Origin of the sequence: Herbidospora solisilvae (genome assembly GCF_009901565.1) — a bacterium.
Classification (GTDB): Bacteria; Actinomycetota; Actinomycetes; order Streptosporangiales; family Streptosporangiaceae; genus Herbidospora; species Herbidospora solisilvae.
Genome location: NZ_WXEW01000001.1, coordinates 877,257 through 894,073, shown reverse-complemented (window position 1 = coordinate 894,073; position 16,817 = coordinate 877,257). Strand labels below are relative to the sequence as shown.

16 protein-coding genes are annotated in these 16,817 nt (G+C 73.7%); 9 read left to right on the top strand and 7 right to left on the bottom strand.

Annotation, left to right across the window (positions count from 1 at the left end; genetic code table 11):
* The first annotated feature begins 7 nt into the window (after positions 1–7).
* From GT755_RS03810 to GT755_RS03795, 4 genes are read left to right on the top strand one after another with little or no spacing between them, the layout of a single operon-like run.
* Complete coding sequence (locus GT755_RS03810) at positions 8–877, top strand: ABC transporter ATP-binding protein (protein WP_161478274.1); 870 nt, start codon at positions 8–10, stop codon at positions 875–877.
* The gene (locus tag GT755_RS03805) at positions 874–1,641 is read left to right on the top strand and encodes an ABC transporter permease (protein WP_161478273.1); all 768 of its coding nucleotides are present in this window, start codon (positions 874–876) and stop codon (positions 1,639–1,641) included. Before GT755_RS03810 ends, GT755_RS03805 begins: the two co-directional genes overlap by 4 nt.
* Positions 1,642–1,663: 22 nt before the next feature.
* Positions 1,664–2,341, top strand: coding sequence for a response regulator transcription factor (locus GT755_RS03800; protein WP_202609560.1), 678 nt, complete (start codon positions 1,664–1,666; stop codon positions 2,339–2,341).
* Entirely contained in the window at positions 2,338–3,909 is a 1,572-nt protein-coding gene (locus tag GT755_RS03795; RefSeq protein ID WP_161478272.1) for a sensor histidine kinase, read from the top strand. Before GT755_RS03800 ends, GT755_RS03795 begins: the two co-directional genes overlap by 4 nt.
* Here the strand turns inward: GT755_RS03795 and GT755_RS03790 are convergent.
* Genes GT755_RS03790 through GT755_RS03780 form a run of 3 tightly spaced genes read right to left on the bottom strand, consistent with a single transcriptional unit; the run spans position 3,885 to position 6,152 of the window.
* Positions 3,885–4,964, bottom strand: a complete 1,080-nt coding sequence (locus tag GT755_RS03790; RefSeq protein ID WP_161478271.1) for a DUF6745 domain-containing protein — start codon at positions 4,962–4,964, stop codon at positions 3,885–3,887. The two genes, GT755_RS03795 and GT755_RS03790, sit on opposite strands and share 25 nt — an antisense overlap.
* Entirely contained in the window at positions 4,964–5,260 is a 297-nt protein-coding gene (locus GT755_RS03785) for a hypothetical protein (RefSeq protein WP_030453098.1), read from the bottom strand. The genes GT755_RS03790 and GT755_RS03785 overlap by 1 nt, the downstream gene beginning before the upstream one ends.
* A gap of 28 nt (positions 5,261–5,288) precedes the next feature.
* Entirely contained in the window at positions 5,289–6,152 is an 864-nt protein-coding gene (locus tag GT755_RS03780; protein WP_161478270.1) for a LysR family transcriptional regulator, read from the bottom strand.
* A 125-nt stretch (positions 6,153–6,277) separates the two neighbouring features.
* Between GT755_RS03780 and GT755_RS03775 the strand changes: the two genes are divergently transcribed.
* From GT755_RS03775 to GT755_RS03755, 5 genes are all read left to right on the top strand, one after another.
* Positions 6,278–6,997 (top strand): SDR family oxidoreductase, encoded by a 720-nt coding sequence (locus GT755_RS03775; protein ID WP_161478269.1) that lies wholly within the window; start codon positions 6,278–6,280, stop codon positions 6,995–6,997.
* A gap of 56 nt (positions 6,998–7,053) precedes the next feature.
* Complete coding sequence (locus GT755_RS03770) at positions 7,054–8,850, top strand: thiamine pyrophosphate-requiring protein (RefSeq protein WP_161478268.1); 1,797 nt, start codon at positions 7,054–7,056, stop codon at positions 8,848–8,850.
* Complete coding sequence (locus tag GT755_RS03765; protein ID WP_161478267.1) at positions 8,850–9,242, top strand: enolase-like domain-containing protein; 393 nt, start codon at positions 8,850–8,852, stop codon at positions 9,240–9,242. The genes GT755_RS03770 and GT755_RS03765 overlap by 1 nt, the downstream gene beginning before the upstream one ends.
* Before the next feature lie 90 nt (positions 9,243–9,332).
* Complete coding sequence (locus tag GT755_RS03760) at positions 9,333–12,236, top strand: FAD-binding and (Fe-S)-binding domain-containing protein (protein ID WP_161478266.1); 2,904 nt, start codon at positions 9,333–9,335, stop codon at positions 12,234–12,236.
* On the top strand, positions 12,233–13,249 hold the full coding sequence (locus GT755_RS03755; protein WP_161478265.1) for an SDR family oxidoreductase: 1,017 nt from the start codon (positions 12,233–12,235) through the stop codon (positions 13,247–13,249). Before GT755_RS03760 ends, GT755_RS03755 begins: the two co-directional genes overlap by 4 nt.
* Here GT755_RS03755 and GT755_RS03750 read toward each other — a convergent pair.
* From GT755_RS03750 to GT755_RS03735, 4 genes are all read right to left on the bottom strand, one after another.
* Entirely contained in the window at positions 13,218–14,006 is a 789-nt protein-coding gene (locus tag GT755_RS03750) for a hypothetical protein (RefSeq protein WP_161478264.1), read from the bottom strand. The two genes, GT755_RS03755 and GT755_RS03750, sit on opposite strands and share 32 nt — an antisense overlap.
* Positions 14,003–15,226 (bottom strand): NRAMP family divalent metal transporter, encoded by a 1,224-nt coding sequence (locus GT755_RS03745; protein ID WP_161478263.1) that lies wholly within the window; start codon positions 15,224–15,226, stop codon positions 14,003–14,005. The genes GT755_RS03750 and GT755_RS03745 overlap by 4 nt, the downstream gene beginning before the upstream one ends.
* Entirely contained in the window at positions 15,223–15,651 is a 429-nt protein-coding gene (locus GT755_RS03740) for a hypothetical protein (RefSeq protein ID WP_161478262.1), read from the bottom strand. The genes GT755_RS03745 and GT755_RS03740 overlap by 4 nt, the downstream gene beginning before the upstream one ends.
* A 97-nt stretch (positions 15,652–15,748) precedes the next feature.
* On the bottom strand, positions 15,749–16,747 hold the full coding sequence (locus GT755_RS03735) for a DNA topoisomerase IB (protein ID WP_161478261.1): 999 nt from the start codon (positions 16,745–16,747) through the stop codon (positions 15,749–15,751).
* Positions 16,748–16,817: the final 70 nt, after the last annotated feature.

Below are 16,817 nucleotides of genomic sequence, written 5' to 3'. Positions count from 1 at the left end.
CGGCCGCGTGATCGAAGTGACCGGACTGAGCAAACGCTACGGCGACGTCGTCGCCGTCGACGACCTGACGTTCGACGTGAAACCCGGCGCGGTGACCGGGTTCCTGGGCCCCAACGGGGCCGGCAAGACGACCACGATGCGGATGATCCTCGGGCTGGACGCCCCCCACGCGGGCCGCGCCCGCGTCCTCGGGGCCCGGCTCGCCGACCTGCCCGAGCCGATGCGGGCGGTCGGGGCGCTGCTGGACGCGGGGGCGGTGCACCCCCGCCGCTCCGCCCGTGATCACCTGCGCTGTCTCGCGCTGAGCAACCGGCTGGGGCGGCGGCGGGTCGACGAGGTGCTCGACCTGGTCGGGCTGACGGCGGTGGCGCACCGGCACGCGGGCGGGTTCTCGCTCGGCATGAAGCAGCGGCTCGGGCTGGCCGCCGCGCTGCTGGGCGACCCCGGCGTGCTGATCCTCGACGAACCGGTCAACGGGCTCGACCCCGAGGGCATCGTATGGATCCGCACCCTGATCCGGAAGCTGGCGGCCGAAGGGCGGACCGTCCTGGTCTCCAGCCACCTGATGGGCGAGACGGCGGTGACCGCCGACCGGCTGATCGTGGTGGCGCGGGGGCGGCTGGTCGCCGACACCACCGTCGAGGCGCTGGCCCGGCCCGACGGGGTGCTGGTGCGCACCCCGGAGGCCCGCCGGCTCGCCCGGGTCCTGGTCACCCACGGCGCCTCCGACGTCGACCCGGCCGGAGACGAACTGGTCGTGCGGGGGCTGGGCACGCGGCGGGTCGGTGAGCTCGCCGCCGCCGAGGGAGTGGTCCTGTACGAGCTCACCCCCCGCCGCGCGTCCCTGGAAGAGGCGTTCATGGAGCTGACCCGATGATCGACGCCATCCGCTCCGAATGGGCCAAGACGTGGACGACCCGGTCGACCTGGTTCACCCTCGCCGCGATCGTCGTGCTCGGCGCCCTGTTCGCGGTGCTGTTCGGCCACGCCGCCGCCACCGAGCACGCCAGGATGACCGCCGCCGAGCGGGCCGCCTACCGGCCCGCGCCCGACTTCCGGCCGCTGATCTTCGTCCAGATCGCCGTCGGCTACTTCGGCCTGCGGGCCTTCACCGTCGAGTACCTCACCCGCACGATGGCGCTGACCCTGACCACGACGCCCCGCCGGGGCCGGGTGCTGGCGGCCAAGGCCGTGGTCTGCGGCGGGCTGACGCTGGCCGCCGGGGCGGTGACCGGGCTGATCGTGGTCTTCGTCAACCGGGCCGTGCTGACCTCGCGGGGTGTGCCCGTCAACCCGCTGGCCGAGCCGGGCATGCTCCGGGTGCTGGCCGGGCCCGGGCTGCTGCTGGCCCTGCTCGGGCTGATCGGCCTGGCCGTCGGCTGCCTGCTGCGCAGCACCGCCGGGGCGCTGGTCGTCACGATCGTGATGGGGGTGTTCGTCCCGGCGATGGCCTCGCTCTACCCTGAATGGCTGGCCCGGCTGATCCTGAGCTACTGGCCGATCACGGCCGGGCTGCGGCTGCTCAGCCTCGACGGCGACCCCGACCTGCCGGGACCGGCGGCCGGCCTCGCCGTGACCTGCACCTGGGCCGCGATCCTGCTGGCCGCCGCCTACGTGGTGCTCCGGCGGCGGGACGCATGATGTGGAGGACGGAAGGGGCCTGATGGAGCGGCTGCTGGTCGTCGACGACGAGCCGACGGTGCGGGAACTGCTGTCGGCGACCCTGCGCTTCGCCGGGTTCGAGGTGACCTCCGCCGCCACCGGCGCCGAGGCCGTCGAGGCGGTGCGTCTGGCCCGTCCCGACCTGATCCTGCTCGACGTGATGCTGCCCGACCTCGACGGCTTCCAGGTCGTGCGCAGGCTGCGCGACCTGGCCCGGCCGCCGGTGCCGGTGTTGTTCCTGACCGCCCGCGACTCCCCGGCCGACAAGGTCACCGGCCTCACCCTCGGCGGCGACGACTACGTCACCAAGCCGTTCGACCTGCCCGAACTGCTCGCCCGCATCCGCGCGATCCTGCGCCGCACCGGCGTGCCGCACGCCCACGCCGTGGTCGTCGGCGACCTGGAGGTCGACGTCGAGGGCTGCCAGGTGCGCCGGGCCGGGGTGACGATACGCCTGTCGCCCACCGAGTTCCGGCTGCTCAGCTACCTGGCCGACCACGCCGGCCGGGTGGTGTCGAAGACCTCGATCATCGAGGACGTCTGGCAGTACGACTTCGCCGGCGACACCAGCATCGTCGACACCTACGTCAGCTACCTGCGCCGCAAACTGGAGGCGAGCGGCCCCCGGCTCATCCACACCGTCCACGGCGTCGGCTACGTCCTGCGCGAACCCCGATGACCTCCCTGCGCGGCCGCCTCCTCCTGATCACCTGCGCCCTGCTGGCGGCGGGCCTGCTGCTGAGCGGCTCGATCGTGGTCGGCCTGCTGCGATCGGGCCTGGTCGAGCGGGTCGACACCCAGCTCCGCGTGTTCGGCGGCATCATCGCCGCCATCCCGCCCGGCTTCGCCTCCCAGGCCCCCGCCGACCGCGTGGCGGGAAACACCCTGAGCACCAACCTCGACCTGATCAACCGCCTGTACATCGCGGAGCTGCCCCTGGACGGCGACCCCGTCTCAGAGGTCCGCCTCCCACCGGGCCCCGGCGGCCCGGAACTGCCCGCCCACCCGAGCGATGCCCCCGGCCCCGCCAACCTCGCACCGACCGCGCCCGAGCCGATCGCACCTGAGCCGACCACACCCGAGCGGATCGCCCCCGAGCGGATCGCCCCCGAGCCTGGCGCGGGTCCGCGGCGGACAGGTTCGGAACTCCAGCCCTTCGAGGCGCGGGATTCCGCCGGTGGGGCGGACTGGCGGGTGCTCGTGGTGCCCCGCGAAGGAGCCGGGAGCTCCGTCGTCGTGGCGGCCTCGCTCGACGCCGTGCAGGCCACGGTCGGCCGGTTGCGGGTGATCTACGTCGTCACCGGGATCGCCCTGCTCGCCCTGCTCACGCTGGCCGGATGGTTCGCCGTCAGGGCCGGGCTGCGGCCTCTGCGGGACATCGAGGAGACCGCCGCCGCCATCGCGGCGGGGGAACTCGGCCGCAGGGTGCCCGACGCGGCCCCCGACACCGAGGTCGGCCGGTTGTCGGCCGCGCTCAACGGCATGCTCGGCCAGATCGAGCACGCCTTCGCGGCGCGCACCGAGTCGGAGGCCCGGTTGCGCCGCTTCGTCGCCGACGTCGGGCACGAGCTGCGCACCCCGCTCGTCGGCATCAAGGGGTTCTCCGAGCTCTACCGCATGGGCGGGCTGCCCGAGGTCGCCCCCGCGATGGCCCGGATCGAGAGCGAGGCCGGACGGCTGGCCCGGCTGATCGAGGACCTGCTGCTGCTGGCCCGCCTCGACGAGGGCGGCGACGCCCTGCCGCTCGACCTGGCCCCGATGGACCTGCGCACCCTGGCCGCCGACGCCCGCCTCGACCTGCGCGCCCTGGCCCCCGGGCGGCCGGTCGAGCTGACCGGCCCCGACGGCGGGCCGCCCGCCTCGGCGCCCGTGGTCGGCGACGAGGCCCGGCTGCGCCAGGTCGTGACGAACCTGGTCGGGAACGTGGTCGAGCACACCCCCGACGGCACGCCCGTGCGCATCGGGGTCGGCACCCGAGACGGCGAGGCGGTGCTGGTGATCGAGGACCACGGGCCGGGGCTCGGCCCGGAGGAGGCCGCCCGCGTGTTCGACCGCTTCTCCCGCGCCGACGCCTCACGCAGCCGGTCGGGGCCCGGCGGCGCGGGGCTCGGCCTGGCCATCGCCCGCTCGCTGGCGGAGGCCCATGGAGGCCGTCTCGACCTCCGCACGGCGCCCGGCCAGGGGGCCGCCTTCACCCTGGCGCTGCCCGGAGAGTTCGGGGGTCAGGTCTCCCTCTCGGGACGGTAGTCCTCCTCCTTCACCCCGAACGTCCATGCCACGCCCTGGCGGGCGCGCTGCACCCACGGCGGCACCCGCAGGAAGTAGGTGCGGAAGGTTCCGTCGGGTTCGGCGGTGGAGTTGACCACCTCGACCGTCACCACGTCTTCGTCGTCGGGCAGGCTGATGCGCCACAGGATGCCCGTCTCGTCGCGGTGGAGGGGGGTCGCGCCCGACTCCGACAGGTAGCGGTCGAAGCCGAAGTGTTCGAGCATGACCCGGCGCAGCTCGGCGTTCTCCTCGTTGCGGATGCGCTCGGGGTTCAGGTCGGCCATCGACGCCACGAAGCCCTCGGGCACCGGCATGCCGTGCCAGGCCTCCAGCGCGAAGCCGTCGGGGAAGACCAGGGCGGGGCCGTCGGAGCGGTGGAGGCGGCCCGCCTCGTCGAGGTGGAGCTCGGCGGGGCGCTCGCAGACGATCGCCACGTCGGCGTAGGGGAACCACCAGCCCGCGTTGCGGGCGACCCTGGTCAGCCCGGCCAGGCCGGGGGCGTCGGCGAAGGCCGACAACCAGGCGGCGTCGTGCTGGCCGAGCACCGCGTCGAGCGCGGCCTGGCGCAGCAGGTCGCCGGCCTCCTCGCCGCCGAGCACCGACAGGCCCCGGCGAATCTCCTGGACGACGGTGTTCACCCTCGGCCAGAGCAGCCCGCCGGTCGACTCCCACACCCGCGCCCAGCCGGCCCCGCCGGTCTCGCGCAGCACGTCGGCGCGGGCCCGCTCCCAGGGCTGGGTGCGCACCTCCTCGCGGACGGAACGGCCGAGGGGGCGGGCCAGCAACGGCGCCGCCGACAGGATGAGCGACCCCAGGCCGGCCTTGTTCAGCGCGTCGACGGCGGCCTCGCCGCCGTGGTGGATGGCGGCCGCCGCCGAGGCGACGACCGGCGACCCGGCCCAGAGGATCGCGCGGGGGGCGGCCAGCCCGGCGGCGGCGTAGGCCTCGCGGACACCCGCCTCGGCCTCGGCGCGGTCGCCCCCGCCGGTGGAGAAGGCGACGTCGGCCCAGGTCATCGTGGTCTCGACGCGCATCAGTCGGCCACCACCCGGAACGAACCCGGCACGTATTCACGCTGGCGGACGATCCGGAACCAGCCCTTCGGCAACGGGATCGTGGCGTGCTCCTCGTGGACCAGCCGGCCGCCCTCGGGCAGGTGGAGGAAGCCCGGGTAGAGCGTTCCGGGGCCGTGGAGCGCGTGGGCGTGGCCGGTGGCCTCGCCCAGGGCCAGCACGATGCGGCCCTTGTGGTCACGCGGTTCGGCGACGAGACCGGGAGGCACCGACGCCTCGGGGACCGGCATGATCAGGATGTCACCCTGTCGGTACATGACCAACCTTCCGTGTTCGGGGGGTTGATCAGAAACTATCGGCGGCCACCGACATTTCCCGGGCCACGGCCGCGAAGCCGGCGATCAGGGGATTGCGGCGGGCGGCGCTCCAGGCCAGGCACACCTGGTTCGGCGGGATGTCGGTCACGTGGGCGTACACGACGTCGGGGCGCGTGTAGAAGACCGCCACCGACAGCGGCAGGATGACCACGCCGTGACCGCCGGCGACGTGCTCCAGCTTCTCCTCCACCGCGCGGAACCTGACCTCGGGGTCGCGCCGGGTGGCGACGTCGCGCCACTCGGGGACGGCGTCGGGGTTCTGCAGGAGGCGCTCGCCGGCCAGGTCGGCGATGCCGACGGCGTCCTTGCCCGCGAAGGGGTGGTCGGCGGGCAGCACGGCGACGCGCGGCTCGCTCCACAGCGGGGTGACGCGCAGGCCGCGCCGGTCGATCGGCAGGCGCACGTAGCCGACGTCGACCCGGCCGTCGTGGATGGTGGCGGTCTGGTCGTCCCAGGTGGTGCGGACCACCTCCACGGTCAGCCCGGGGTGGCGCTCGCCGAACGCCCGGACCGCCGGGGTGACGATCAGGCCGGGCATGAAGCCGACCGTGAACACGTCGCCGCCCCGGGCCGCGCGGGCGACGCGGCGGCGCAGGCCCTCGGCCGAGGCCAGCAGCGGGCGGGCGTCGGCGAGGAGCTGTTCGCCCGCCGGGGTCAGCTCGGTCGCCCGTTTCGTCCGGACGAAGAGCTGGGCCCCCAGCTCGTCTTCCAGCGCCCGGATCTGGCGCGACAACACCGGCTGGGCGATGTGCAGGTCCTCGGCGGCGCGGCCGAAGTGGAGCCGCCCGGCCACCGCGACGAAGTAGCGCAGCTTCCGCAGGTCGACGTCCACCAGCGCCTCCTCCAGGTCGTGATGCCCTCAGGGTATTACAGGCGGCGAACGAGGTCTTGGACGGCGGCCTCCCGGCGGGGGCATCGTGGAGGGGTCGGCATCGTCCTCGTACGGGAGAAGGAACCATGGATCTTCAGGGACAGCGGGTCGTCGTGCTGGGTGGCACCTCGGGAATCGGGCTGGCCACGGCCGAGGCGGCGGCGCGGCAGGGGGCCGCGGTGACGGTCGCCTCCAGCCGCCGGGCCAGCGTCGACCGGGCGCTCGCGCAGTTGCCCGAAGGCGCAGAGGGACGGGTCGCCGACCTCACCGACCCGGCGGCGGTGGGCGCGGTCCTCGCCGAGGCGGGCCCGGTCGACCACCTCGTCTACACCGCCGGAGAGCCGCTGGCGCTGATGCCGGTCGACGGCCTGGACCTCGACGCGGCCCGCCGCTTCTTCACCGTCCGCTACTTCGGGGCGCTGGGCGCGGTCCGGGCCGCCCTGCCGCACCTGCGCAAGGACGGGTCGATCACGCTCACGACCGGCACCGCAAAGGACCGGCCGGGGCCCGGATGGTCGGTCGCGGCCAGCATCTGCGGGGCGATCGAGTCGCTGACCAGGGCGCTGGCCGTCGAACTGGCCCCGATCAGGGTCAACGCCGTGGCCCCCGGGTTCGTGCGCTCGCCCCTGTGGGCGGGGATGGGCGAGGAGGCCCGCGAGCGCATGTACGCCGAGGCCGGGGCCGTGATCCCGGTCGGCCGGGTCGGCGAGGTCGAGGACATCGCGCGGGCGTACGTGTTTCTGATGACCGAGCCGTTCGCCTCGGGGACCGTGCTGACCGTGGACGGGGGCCACGTGCTCGTCTAACCCAAATCCGACAAAAGGTGCGTGTGCCGATAAAGCGGATGGGTACGGCCGGGCTCATGACGCAGACCGTCGGTGACTACGTGGTACGACGCCTGCAGGAATGGGGCGTGCAGCAGGTCTTCGCCTATCCGGGGGACGGGATCAACGGGATCCTCGCGGCCCTGGGGAGGGCGGATGACATGCCCCGGTTCGTGCAGAGCCGGCACGAGGAGATGGCCGCCTTCGCGGCCGTGGGATACGCCAAGTTCAGCGGGCGGTTCGGGGTGTGCATGGCCACCTCCGGACCCGGGGCGATCCACCTGCTGAACGGCCTCTACGACGCCAAGCTCGACCACGTGCCGGTCGTGGCGATCGTGGGCCAGACCGCCCGCAGCGCGATGGGCGGCAGCTACCAGCAGGAGGTCGACCTCCAGGCGCTGTTCAAGGACGTCGCCTCGGAGTACCTGGTCGAGGTCAACGTGGCCGAGCAGCTCCCGAACGCGCTCGACCGCGCGATCAGGACCGCCCAGGCGTCCCGCGCGCCGACGGCGGTGATCATCCCGTCGGACCTCCAGGAGGAGGAGTACGCCCCGCCGGAGCACGCCTTCAAGATGGTGCCCTCCAGCCCGCCCGGCACGTTGTGGGCGCGGTCGGTCGCCACCGAGTCCGACATCGCAAGGGCCGCCGAGGTGATCAACGCGGGGGAGCGGCCGGCCGTCCTGGTCGGGCAGGGCGCCCGGGGCGCGGCCGAGGAGGTGCGGCGGTTCGCCGACCTCACCGGCGCGGGAGTCGCCAAGGCGCTGCTGGGCAAGGACGTGCTGCCCGACGACCTGCCCTACGTGACGGGGTCGATCGGGCTGCTCGGCACCCGGCCCAGCTACGAGATGATGCGCGACTGCGACACCCTGCTGATCGTGGGCTCCAACTTCCCCTACACCCAGTTCTTGCCGGAGTTCGGGCAGGCCAGAGCGGTGCAGATCGACATCGACGGCCGCTTCATCGGGATGCGCTACCCCACCGAGGTCAACCTGGTCGGCGACGCCGCCGCCACGCTCACCGCGCTGCTCCCGATGATCCGGCCCAAGGTCGGCAGCGAGTGGCGGGAGACCATCGAGCGGAACGTGGCCCACTGGTGGGACGTCATGGAGCGCGAGGCCGAGGTGACGGCCAAGCCGGTCAACCCGATGCTGATCGTCTCGGAGTTGTCCCGGCGCATTCCGGGCGACACGATCGTGACGGCCGACTCCGGCTCGTCCACCAACTGGTACGCCCGCAACCTGCGCATGCGCGAGGGCATGCGGGGCTCGCTCTCGGGCACCCTGGCCACGATGGGCCCCGGCGTCCCCTACGCCATCGGCGCCAAGTTCGCCCATCCCGGCCGGCCCGTGGTCGCCCTGGTGGGCGACGGGGCCATGCAGATGAACGGCCTGGCCGAGCTGATCACCATCGCCCGCTACCACCACCTGTGGCGCGACCCGCGCCTGGTCGTCTGCGTCTTCCACAACAACGACCTCAACCAGGTGACCTGGGAGCTGCGGGCCATGGGCGGCGCGCCGAAGTTCGAGGCCTCGCAGAGCCTCCCCGACGTCGACTACGCCGGGTTCGCCCGCTCCCTCGGCCTGGAGGGCATCACCGTGACCGAGCCCGACGTCCTGGGCACGGCCTGGGACCGGGCGTTCGCGGCGGGTGTGCCGGCGGTGCTCGACGTGCACTGCGACCCGGAGGTGCCGCCCATCCCGCCGCACGCGACCTTCGACGAGGTCAAGTCGGTGACCGAGGCCGTGCTGCAGGGTGACCCGAGCGCGTTCCACCTGATCGCCCAAGGGGTGAAGACCAAGGCGCAGGAGTTCCTGCACGGCCGGAAGAACGACTGATGGCGCCGGTCGACCACGTGGCGGCCCGCGCCTACCGGGTGCCCACGCCGGAACCGGAGACCGACGGCACCCTCGGCTGGGACGCCACCACCGTCGTCGTGGTGCACGTGCGGGCCGCCGACGTGACGGGGCTCGGGTGGACGTACGCCGACGCGGCCTGCGTGCCGCTGGTCGAGGGCGTGCTGGCCAGAGCGGTGACGGGCCGGCCCGGACTGGTGTCGTGCGCGATCTCGGCGGTCGACATCGCCCTGTGGGACGCGGCGGCGCGGTCGGTGGGGCTGCCGCTGTGCCGCCTGCTCGGCCGGTCCGGCACCTCGAATGGTTCGCCGACCACGACCGCGTCGAGGGCCTGCTCTTCGACGGGGGCCTGCGGCCCGCGGACGGCGTCGTGACCCCGTCGGCGTCGGTCTTCGGCCACGGCCTCTCGCTCAAGGAGGACGCCGCCCGGCGCTACGCGGTCGCACTCTGACGGGAGGACACACATGACGGTCACCGAGGCCCCGGCCGCCCTGGCGGCGGCCCTGCGCGACCGGGTCGACGGCGAGATCAGGTTCGACCCCGGCAGCCGCGCCGCCTACTCCACCGACGCCTCCAACTTCCGCCAGGTGCCCCTCGGTGTGGTGGTGCCCCGCACCCCCGACGCCGGGGCCGAGGCGGTCGCCGTGGCCCGCGACTTCGGGGCCCCGGTCCTGTCGCGGGGCGGCGGCACGAGCCTGGCCGGGCAGTGCGCCAACACCGCTGTGGTCGTCGACTGGTCGAAGTACTGCACCACGCTGGAGTCGGTCGACGTCGACGGCCGGACCTGCGTCGTCCAGCCCGGCATCGTCCTCGACGTGCTGAACCGGCGGCTCGAACGCCACGGCCTCCGGTACGGCCCGGAACCCGCCACCCACATGAACTGCACCCTCGGCGGCATGATCGGCAACAACTCCTGCGGCGCGACCGCGCAGCGCACCGGCAAGGTCGTCGACAACGTCGCCCGCCTTGAGGTGCTCCTCTACGACGGCACCCGCTTCTGGTGCGGCGAGACCACCGACGAGGAGTACGCCGCCATCGAACGCCGGGGCGACCCCCGAGCCGCGATCTACCGGCAGCTGCGGGCCCTGCGCGACGCGTACGCCGACGAGATCCGGCGGCGCTACCCCGACATCCCGCGCCGGGTCTCCGGCTACAACCTCGACTCGCTGCTGCCCGAACACGGCTTCGACGTCGCCGGGCTGCTCGTCGGCAGCGAGTCGACCCTGGTCACCGTGTTGCGCGCGGAACTCGAACTGGTGCCCGTGCTGCCCGAACGCGCCCTGGTCGTGCTCGGCTACCCCGACATCGCGGCGGCCGCCGACGCGGTGCCCGCGATCCTGCCGCACGAGCCGATCGCGCTGGAGGGCGTCGACGCCAAGCTGATCCGCGACGAGCAGCTCAAGCACCTCAACCCCGACGCGCTGGGCGAACTCCCGCAGGGCAAGGCCTTCCTCATGGTCCAGTTCGGCGGCGAGACGGCCGAGGAGGCGCGGTCCCGGGCCGAGGGGCTGCTCCACGACGGGCACCGCGCCGACGTCCGGTTCCTCGGCGACCCCGTCCACGAGGACGAGCTGTGGCACGTCAGGGAGGCCGGCCTGGGCGCGACCGCGCACGTCGCCGGCCGGCCCGACACCTTCGAGGGCTGGGAGGACTCCGCCGTGGCCCCCGAACGGCTCGGCGAGTACCTGCGCCGCCTGCGCGACCTCTACCGGGAGTTCGGCTACGAGAGCGACACTGGCCCGGCCCTCTACGGCCACTTCGGGCAGGGCTGCGTGCACACCCGCATCCCCTTCGACCTCTACACCGCCGACGGCGTGGCCGCCTACCGCCGGTTCATGGAACGGGCCGCCGACCTCGTGGCGGCCCTGGGCGGGTCGTTCTCCGGCGAGCACGGCGACGGCCAGAGCCGGGGCGAGCTGCTGCCCCGGATGTTCGGCCCCGAGATCGTCGCCGCGTTCGGGCGGCTCAAGGCGATCTTCGACCCCGGCGACCACATGAACCCCGGCAAGGTGGTCGCGCCCGCCCCGCTCGACGACCATCTGCGGCTCGGCCCGGACTGGGCCCCGGCCGAGCCGCGGGACCTGCGGTTCGGCTTTCCGCACGACGGCGGCTCGTTCGCGCAGGCGGTCAACCGCTGCGTCGGCGTCGGCCGCTGCCGTCAGCACGCCACCGAGGGCGGTCAGGTGATGTGCCCGTCCTACCAGGTCACGGGGGAGGAGGAACACTCCACCCGGGGCCGCGCCCGGTTGCTGTTCGAGATGCTCGGCGGGCACGGCGACGAGACCCTCCGCCGGGGCTGGCGCTCGGAGGAGGTCAAGGACGCCCTCGACCTCTGCCTGGCCTGCAAGGGGTGCAGGACCGACTGCCCGGCGAACGTGGACATGGCGACGTACAAGGCGGAGTTCCTGTCCCACCACTACGAGGGCCGCCAGTGGCGGCGGCCCCGGTCGGACCTGGCGCTGGGCTGGTTGCCCGTCGCCGCCGCCGTCGTCGCCGCGCTCCGGCTCGGGCCCCTGGTGAACCGCCTGCCGGGACTTGCCAGGACGGTCGCGGGCATCGCCGACCGGGAGCTCCCCGCCTTCGCCCCGGAGACCCTCCAGCACTGGTTCCGGCGGCGGGGCCCGCGCGGCGACGGCGCCCGGGGGAAGGTCCTGCTGTGGCCGGACACCTTCACCAACGGGTTCCACCCCCAGGTGGGGCGGGCCGCCGTGGAGGTGATCGAGGACGCCGGCTGGCGGGTCGTCCTGCCGCCCGGACCGGTGTGCTGCGGGCTGACCTGGATCTCCACCGGCCAGGTCGACACCGCCCGGCGGGTGCTCGGCCGGACCGTGCGGCTGCTGGCCGGCCACCTGCGCGAGGGCGGCCTGGTCGTGGGGCTGGAACCGAGCTGCACGGCCGTGTTCCGCGGCGACGCCGAGGAGCTGTTCCCGGCCGACCTGGACGTGCGGCGGCTGCGGAACCAGACGGTCACGCTCGCCGAACTGCTCACCCGGCACAGCCCCGGCTACCGGCCGCCGCGCCTCGACGTCGAGGCGCTGGCCCAGGTCCACTGCCACCAGCACGCCGTCATGGGCTTCGACGCCGACGAGGAGCTGCTGCGGGCCGCCGGGGTGCGGGCGGAGCACCTCGACTCCGGCTGCTGCGGGCTGGCCGGGAACTTCGGCTTCGAGCGCGGTCACCTGGAGGTCAGCGAGGCCTGCGCCGAACGGGTGCTGCTGCCCCGGCTGCGGGCGGCCGGGCGGGAGACGGCCGTGCTCGCCGACGGGTTCAGCTGCCGGACCCAGATCCACCAGCTCGACAGCGGCGGCAGGGAAGGCGTGCACCTCGCCCAGCTGCTCGCCGTCGGGCTGCACGAGGAGGGACGATGAAAGCGGAACAGGTCGTGGTCGTCACCGGCGCGAGCGGCGGCGTCGGCCGCGCGGTCGCCCAGGCGTTCGGCGCGCGTCACGCGAAGGTGGCCCTGCTCGCCCGGGGCGTCAAGGGCCTCGGGGCCGCCGCCGGCGAGGTGCGGCGCAACGGCGGCACCCCGCTGGAGATCCCGGTCGACGTGTCGGACTTCGCGCAGGTGGACGCCGCCGCGAGCCGGGCCAAGGCGGAGCTGGGGCCCATCGACGTGTGGGTCAACGTCGCGTTCACCTCCGTCTTCGCTCCGTTCGCCGAGATCCGGCCGGAGGAGTTCCGCCGCGTCACCGAGGTCACCTACCTCGGCTACGTGCACGGCACCATGGCCGCGCTGAACCGGATGCGGCCCCGCGACCGGGGGACCGTCGTCCAGGTCGGCTCTGCGCTGGCCTACCGGGGCATCCCGCTGCAGAGCGCCTACTGCGGCGCCAAGCACGCCATCCAGGGCTTCAACGAGGCGCTGCGCTGCGAGCTGCTGCACGAGCGCAGCGGCGTCCACGTGACCATGGTCCAGCTCCCCGCGGTCAACACGCCCCAGTTCTCGTGGGTGTTGTCGCGGCTGCCCCGCCAGGCCCAGCCGGTGCCGCCGATCTACCAGCCCGAGGTCGCCGCGCGGGCCGTGCTGCACGCCGCCGACCACCCGGAACGCCGCGAGTACTGGGTCGGGGCCAGCACCGTGGCGACCCTGATGGCCAACGCGGTCGCCCCCGGGCTGCTCGACCGCTATCTGGTCAGGACGGGATACGACGCGCAGCAGACCGACCAGCCGAGGTCCCGCCGCCAGCCGGCCAACCTCTGGGCCCCGGCCGACGGGCCGCACGGCCACGACTACGGCGCGCACGGCGCCTTCGACGAGCGGTCGCTCGCGGCCAGCCCGCAGGCGTGGGCCAGCCGGCACCACGCCCTGGTCGCGGCCCTGGGCGCCGCCGCCGGCGCGGCGGCCGTCCTCATGCGGATGCGCTCGCGTCATCCCGCGTGAAGAGCTCGTGCAGCGGCAGCAGGGCCGCGCGCGGCTCGATGAGCCTGATCGGGTCGCCCGGGTCGCCGATCTGCTCCCACCCGACGAACCGGCTGCCCCGGTGGAGGCGGCGGATCACCGCCCTGACCAGGGCCGGGCTGTTGCCCCCCGGCCCGCGTTCGTAGCCGAAGAGCTGGCCGGTGTGCCGGGGCACCACGACGAGGCCGCTCAGGCGCAGCGCCTGGGTCGTCTCGCCGAGGAGGGGGCCGTCCTGGGTGAGCCGGACGTCGGCCACCTGCCCGACGTCCGCGCCGTCGCGGTCGACGACCCTGCGCCCGACCAGCGAGCTCAGCCGGTCGCGGGCGGGGACCTCGGACCGCCTGACCGGGCGGGGGCCGCGCAGCCCCGGGTCCCTGCCGCCGCTGCCGGGAAGAGGGTCGACGAGATGCTCGCGCACCCAGCGTTCCAGGGAGGCCTCCGGCACGTCGCCGCCCACCGTGACCGCGCTGCCGATCTCGCCGACCAGGCTCATCGGGACCCGCGGCGGGGCCGGATCCTCCTCCGGCCGGAACAGGCGGGTGACGCCGGTCATCAGGCGGCCGATCACGCCGCCGACACGCGGGCCGAGCGCGAGGGGCCCGGCCAGGATCGCGGTGACGTACGGGACCTCCCCCCACTCGATCTCCAGGTCGTCGACCTTGCAGAGCAGCCGTCCGTCGGCCCTGACCACCTGGCGGTCGAGCAGGTGGAGGTGGGCGTGCAGGACGCGGCCGGTCACTGTCCCGCCTTGGTGGCGAGCATCAGCGGTATGGCCGCCACGGCGACCACCAGGAGCAGGATCATGTAAAAGGTCCCCAGGGTGTTGGACAGGCGGCCGTTGACCCGGTCGCCCATGTAGTCGGGGTCGTTGGCGATCATCAGGACCGGCAGGTAGGTCAGCGGCAGCGCCGCCGCCGAGAGGACCAGCGAATACTCCGTGACCTTGATCGGGTCGATCGTCGTGAGGATCAGCGCCACCGCGACGATCGTCGACACCAGCAGCGTCGCGTGGAACCGGGCCGCCTCCCGGGGCCGCACGTACTTGCCCCACTGCCAGCCGAAGTACTGGCTGATCGAGTAACCCGACGACAACGCGGTCTCCAGGGTCGCGCCGAAGGTCGCGGCGAAGACGCCGAAGATGACCAGGGCCAGGCCGATCTGGCCGAAGGCGAGCCCGGCGGGCAGCACCATCTGGCCGAGCGTGTCGACCTCGATCATCTGAGGCAGGAAGACGGTGGCCGCGCACGCCGCGATGGCGATCGACAACAGGCCGCCCAGGGGGAAGCCGACGAACACGTTGGCGCGCATGACCCCCAGGTCCCGCCGGGTCCAGCGCTCCTCCACGCCGCCGGAGGAGAAGAAGAACACCTCGTACGGCGTCATGGCCGCCCCCAGCAGGGCGACGGCGTAGAACCAGTAGGTGGCCGCGCCGTCGTCGGACGGGTTGTGGACGAGCTGGCGCCCCAGTTCTCCGTAATCGGGGCCCAGGGCGAAGAAGGCCACCAGGAAGACCACCAGGGCGAGCCCGGCCAGGCCGAAGACGCGCTCCATCGTCTCGAACTTGACCCGCCACATCACCAGCCAGGCCACCAGGCCCACGGCGGGCACCCACAGCAGGTAGTCGATCCCGGTGGCCAGCTCCAGGGCGAGGGCCGCGCCGCCGATCTCGGCGGCCAGGGTGAGCAGGTTGATCCCGAACGACGCGGCCAGGTTGAGCAGCCCCGCGCGGGGGCCGAGGCGTTCGCGGACGAGGTCGAAGACCGGCCGGCCGGACACCGCCGCCACCCGCCCGGCCATCTCGGCGAACAGGCAGATGCCGACGACGCCGACCACGACCACCCAGGCCAGCGACAGGCCGAACCGGGAGCCGACCAGCGCGTTGGCGACCAGGTCGCCGATGTCGACGAACCCGCCGATCGCGGTCAGGATGCCGAGCGTGACGGCGAAGAACCGCTTCACGACGGCTGCTCCTCGGCGAAGGCCCGCAACCGGTCACCCAGTTCGGCCAGGTCGGCCACGGCCTTCTCCGGGTCCCGGATCTCCCGCAGCCGCACCTCGTTCAGCAGCACCTGCACCTGCTCGGCCGCCTCCGAGGTCAGCTCGGTGATCTCGGCCCGGACCTCCACCGCCTGCCGCGACGGCGGCTGGACCGCGCCGAACTGGGAGTCGACGCTGTCGAGCGCGGTGACGGTCTCGGTGAGCAGGGTCTGGAGGTAGGGGCGGGTCAGTTTCGCCTCGTTCTCGACCGCGAGCCGGACCAGCGCCACGGAGGAGGCGGCGGCCTCGGCCGTCGCGCCGGCCTTCCTGCCGTAGTCGGCGTCGTCCCAGGCCGGGGAGGCGCACCCGGCCACCACCAGCAGCAGGACCAGCACAACCCGTCTCATGGCCGCGTCCGCAGCAGGAAGTAGGCCAGCAGGCCGAGTAACACCGTGAACTGTCCCCACGCGGCCAGCAACACCAGCCCTTCGTCGTTCACCGCACTCACCCCCTCGTGCGCTTGAGCAGCGCGATCACCGCACGCTCGGCCGCGCCGTGGGTGGCCGGGCCGTCGCCCTCGCCCAGGTCGGTGAGCGCGCGGTCGATGGTCTTGCCGTGTTCGTACGCCGTGATCACCCGGGGGTCGACGTAGGAGGCGCGGGCCACGGCCGGGGTGTTGCCCAGGTATCCGGCCACCTCCTTCATGACCCGGGTGACGGCCCGGCGGCGGCCGGTGCGGCTGCGCACCCGTTTGGAGACGGCCAGGCCGACGGCGGCGTACACGGTGGCGTGCCAGGTGCGGAAGTCCTTGGCGCTGACATCGGTCTCGAAGCGGTCGCGCAGGTAGTCGTTGATGTCGTCGCTCTTGACGTCGACCCACCGGCCGTCGCTCTCGTAGCCGAGCAGTTCGCCCTCCTCGCGCCCCTTGCGCAGGGCGGTGACCACCTTGCAGACGTCGGGGTCGGTGATCTCGACCTCGCGGAGCAGGCCGCCCTTGGCCGGGTAGGCGCAGGAGACCCGGCCGCGCGAGCACGTCACGTGCTCCAGGCGCAGGGTGGCCAGGCCGAAGGACTCGTAGGCCTCCCCGCCGACCCGGAACAGGCCGATGTCCAGCATCCGGGCGGCGGCGGCCAGCACCCGCTCGCGGGTCAGGCCCTTCCCGTCGAGGTCGGCCTGGACCTTCTTGCGGAAGGCGGGCAGGCGTTCGGCGAGCTTGCCGACCCGCTCGAACTTGGCCCGGTCCTGCTCCTCCCGCCAGGCGTCGTGGTAGCGGTACTGGCGGCGGCCGGCCGCGTCGGTGCCCACGGCCTGGATGTGGCCGTCGGGGTCGCGGCAGATCCACACGTCCCGCCAGGCGGGGGGCAGCACCAGCGCCCGGATCCGGCGCAGGGTGCGCAGGTCCTTCACGGGGCGGCCGTCGGCGTAGGCGTAGGAGAAGGAACGCCCGCGGCGGCGGCGGGTGATGCCGGGTTCGTTGGGGTCGCTGGGGCGGAGTTCTGGCACCCTGCCACCGTGCCCGCCATCGTGCCCGCCTAACGGACTAGGCGCTTCCCAGCAGGGGAATCCTCGTCTA

What these genes read in the sequence shown, in the direction of transcription:
- GT755_RS03790 (WP_161478271.1), bottom strand. Translation starts at nt 4,964, where the DNA reads ATGCGCGTCGAGACCACGATGACCTGGGCCGACGTCGCCTTCTCCACC.
- GT755_RS03775 (WP_161478269.1), top strand. Translation starts at nt 6,278, where the DNA reads ATGGATCTTCAGGGACAGCGGGTCGTCGTGCTGGGTGGCACCTCGGGA.
- GT755_RS03740 (WP_161478262.1), bottom strand. Translation starts at nt 15,651, where the DNA reads ATGAGACGGGTTGTGCTGGTCCTGCTGCTGGTGGTGGCCGGGTGCGCC.
- GT755_RS03805 (WP_161478273.1), top strand. Translation starts at nt 874, where the DNA reads ATGATCGACGCCATCCGCTCCGAATGGGCCAAGACGTGGACGACCCGG.
- GT755_RS03800 (WP_202609560.1), top strand. Translation starts at nt 1,664, where the DNA reads ATGGAGCGGCTGCTGGTCGTCGACGACGAGCCGACGGTGCGGGAACTG.
- GT755_RS03760 (WP_161478266.1), top strand. Translation starts at nt 9,333, where the DNA reads ATGACGGTCACCGAGGCCCCGGCCGCCCTGGCGGCGGCCCTGCGCGAC.
- GT755_RS03785 (WP_030453098.1), bottom strand. Translation starts at nt 5,260, where the DNA reads ATGTACCGACAGGGTGACATCCTGATCATGCCGGTCCCCGAGGCGTCG.
- GT755_RS03755 (WP_161478265.1), top strand. Translation starts at nt 12,233, where the DNA reads ATGAAAGCGGAACAGGTCGTGGTCGTCACCGGCGCGAGCGGCGGCGTC.
- GT755_RS03765 (WP_161478267.1), top strand. Translation starts at nt 8,850, where the DNA reads ATGGCGCCGGTCGACCACGTGGCGGCCCGCGCCTACCGGGTGCCCACG.
- GT755_RS03770 (WP_161478268.1), top strand. Translation starts at nt 7,054, where the DNA reads ATGACGCAGACCGTCGGTGACTACGTGGTACGACGCCTGCAGGAATGG.
- GT755_RS03795 (WP_161478272.1), top strand. Translation starts at nt 2,338, where the DNA reads ATGACCTCCCTGCGCGGCCGCCTCCTCCTGATCACCTGCGCCCTGCTG.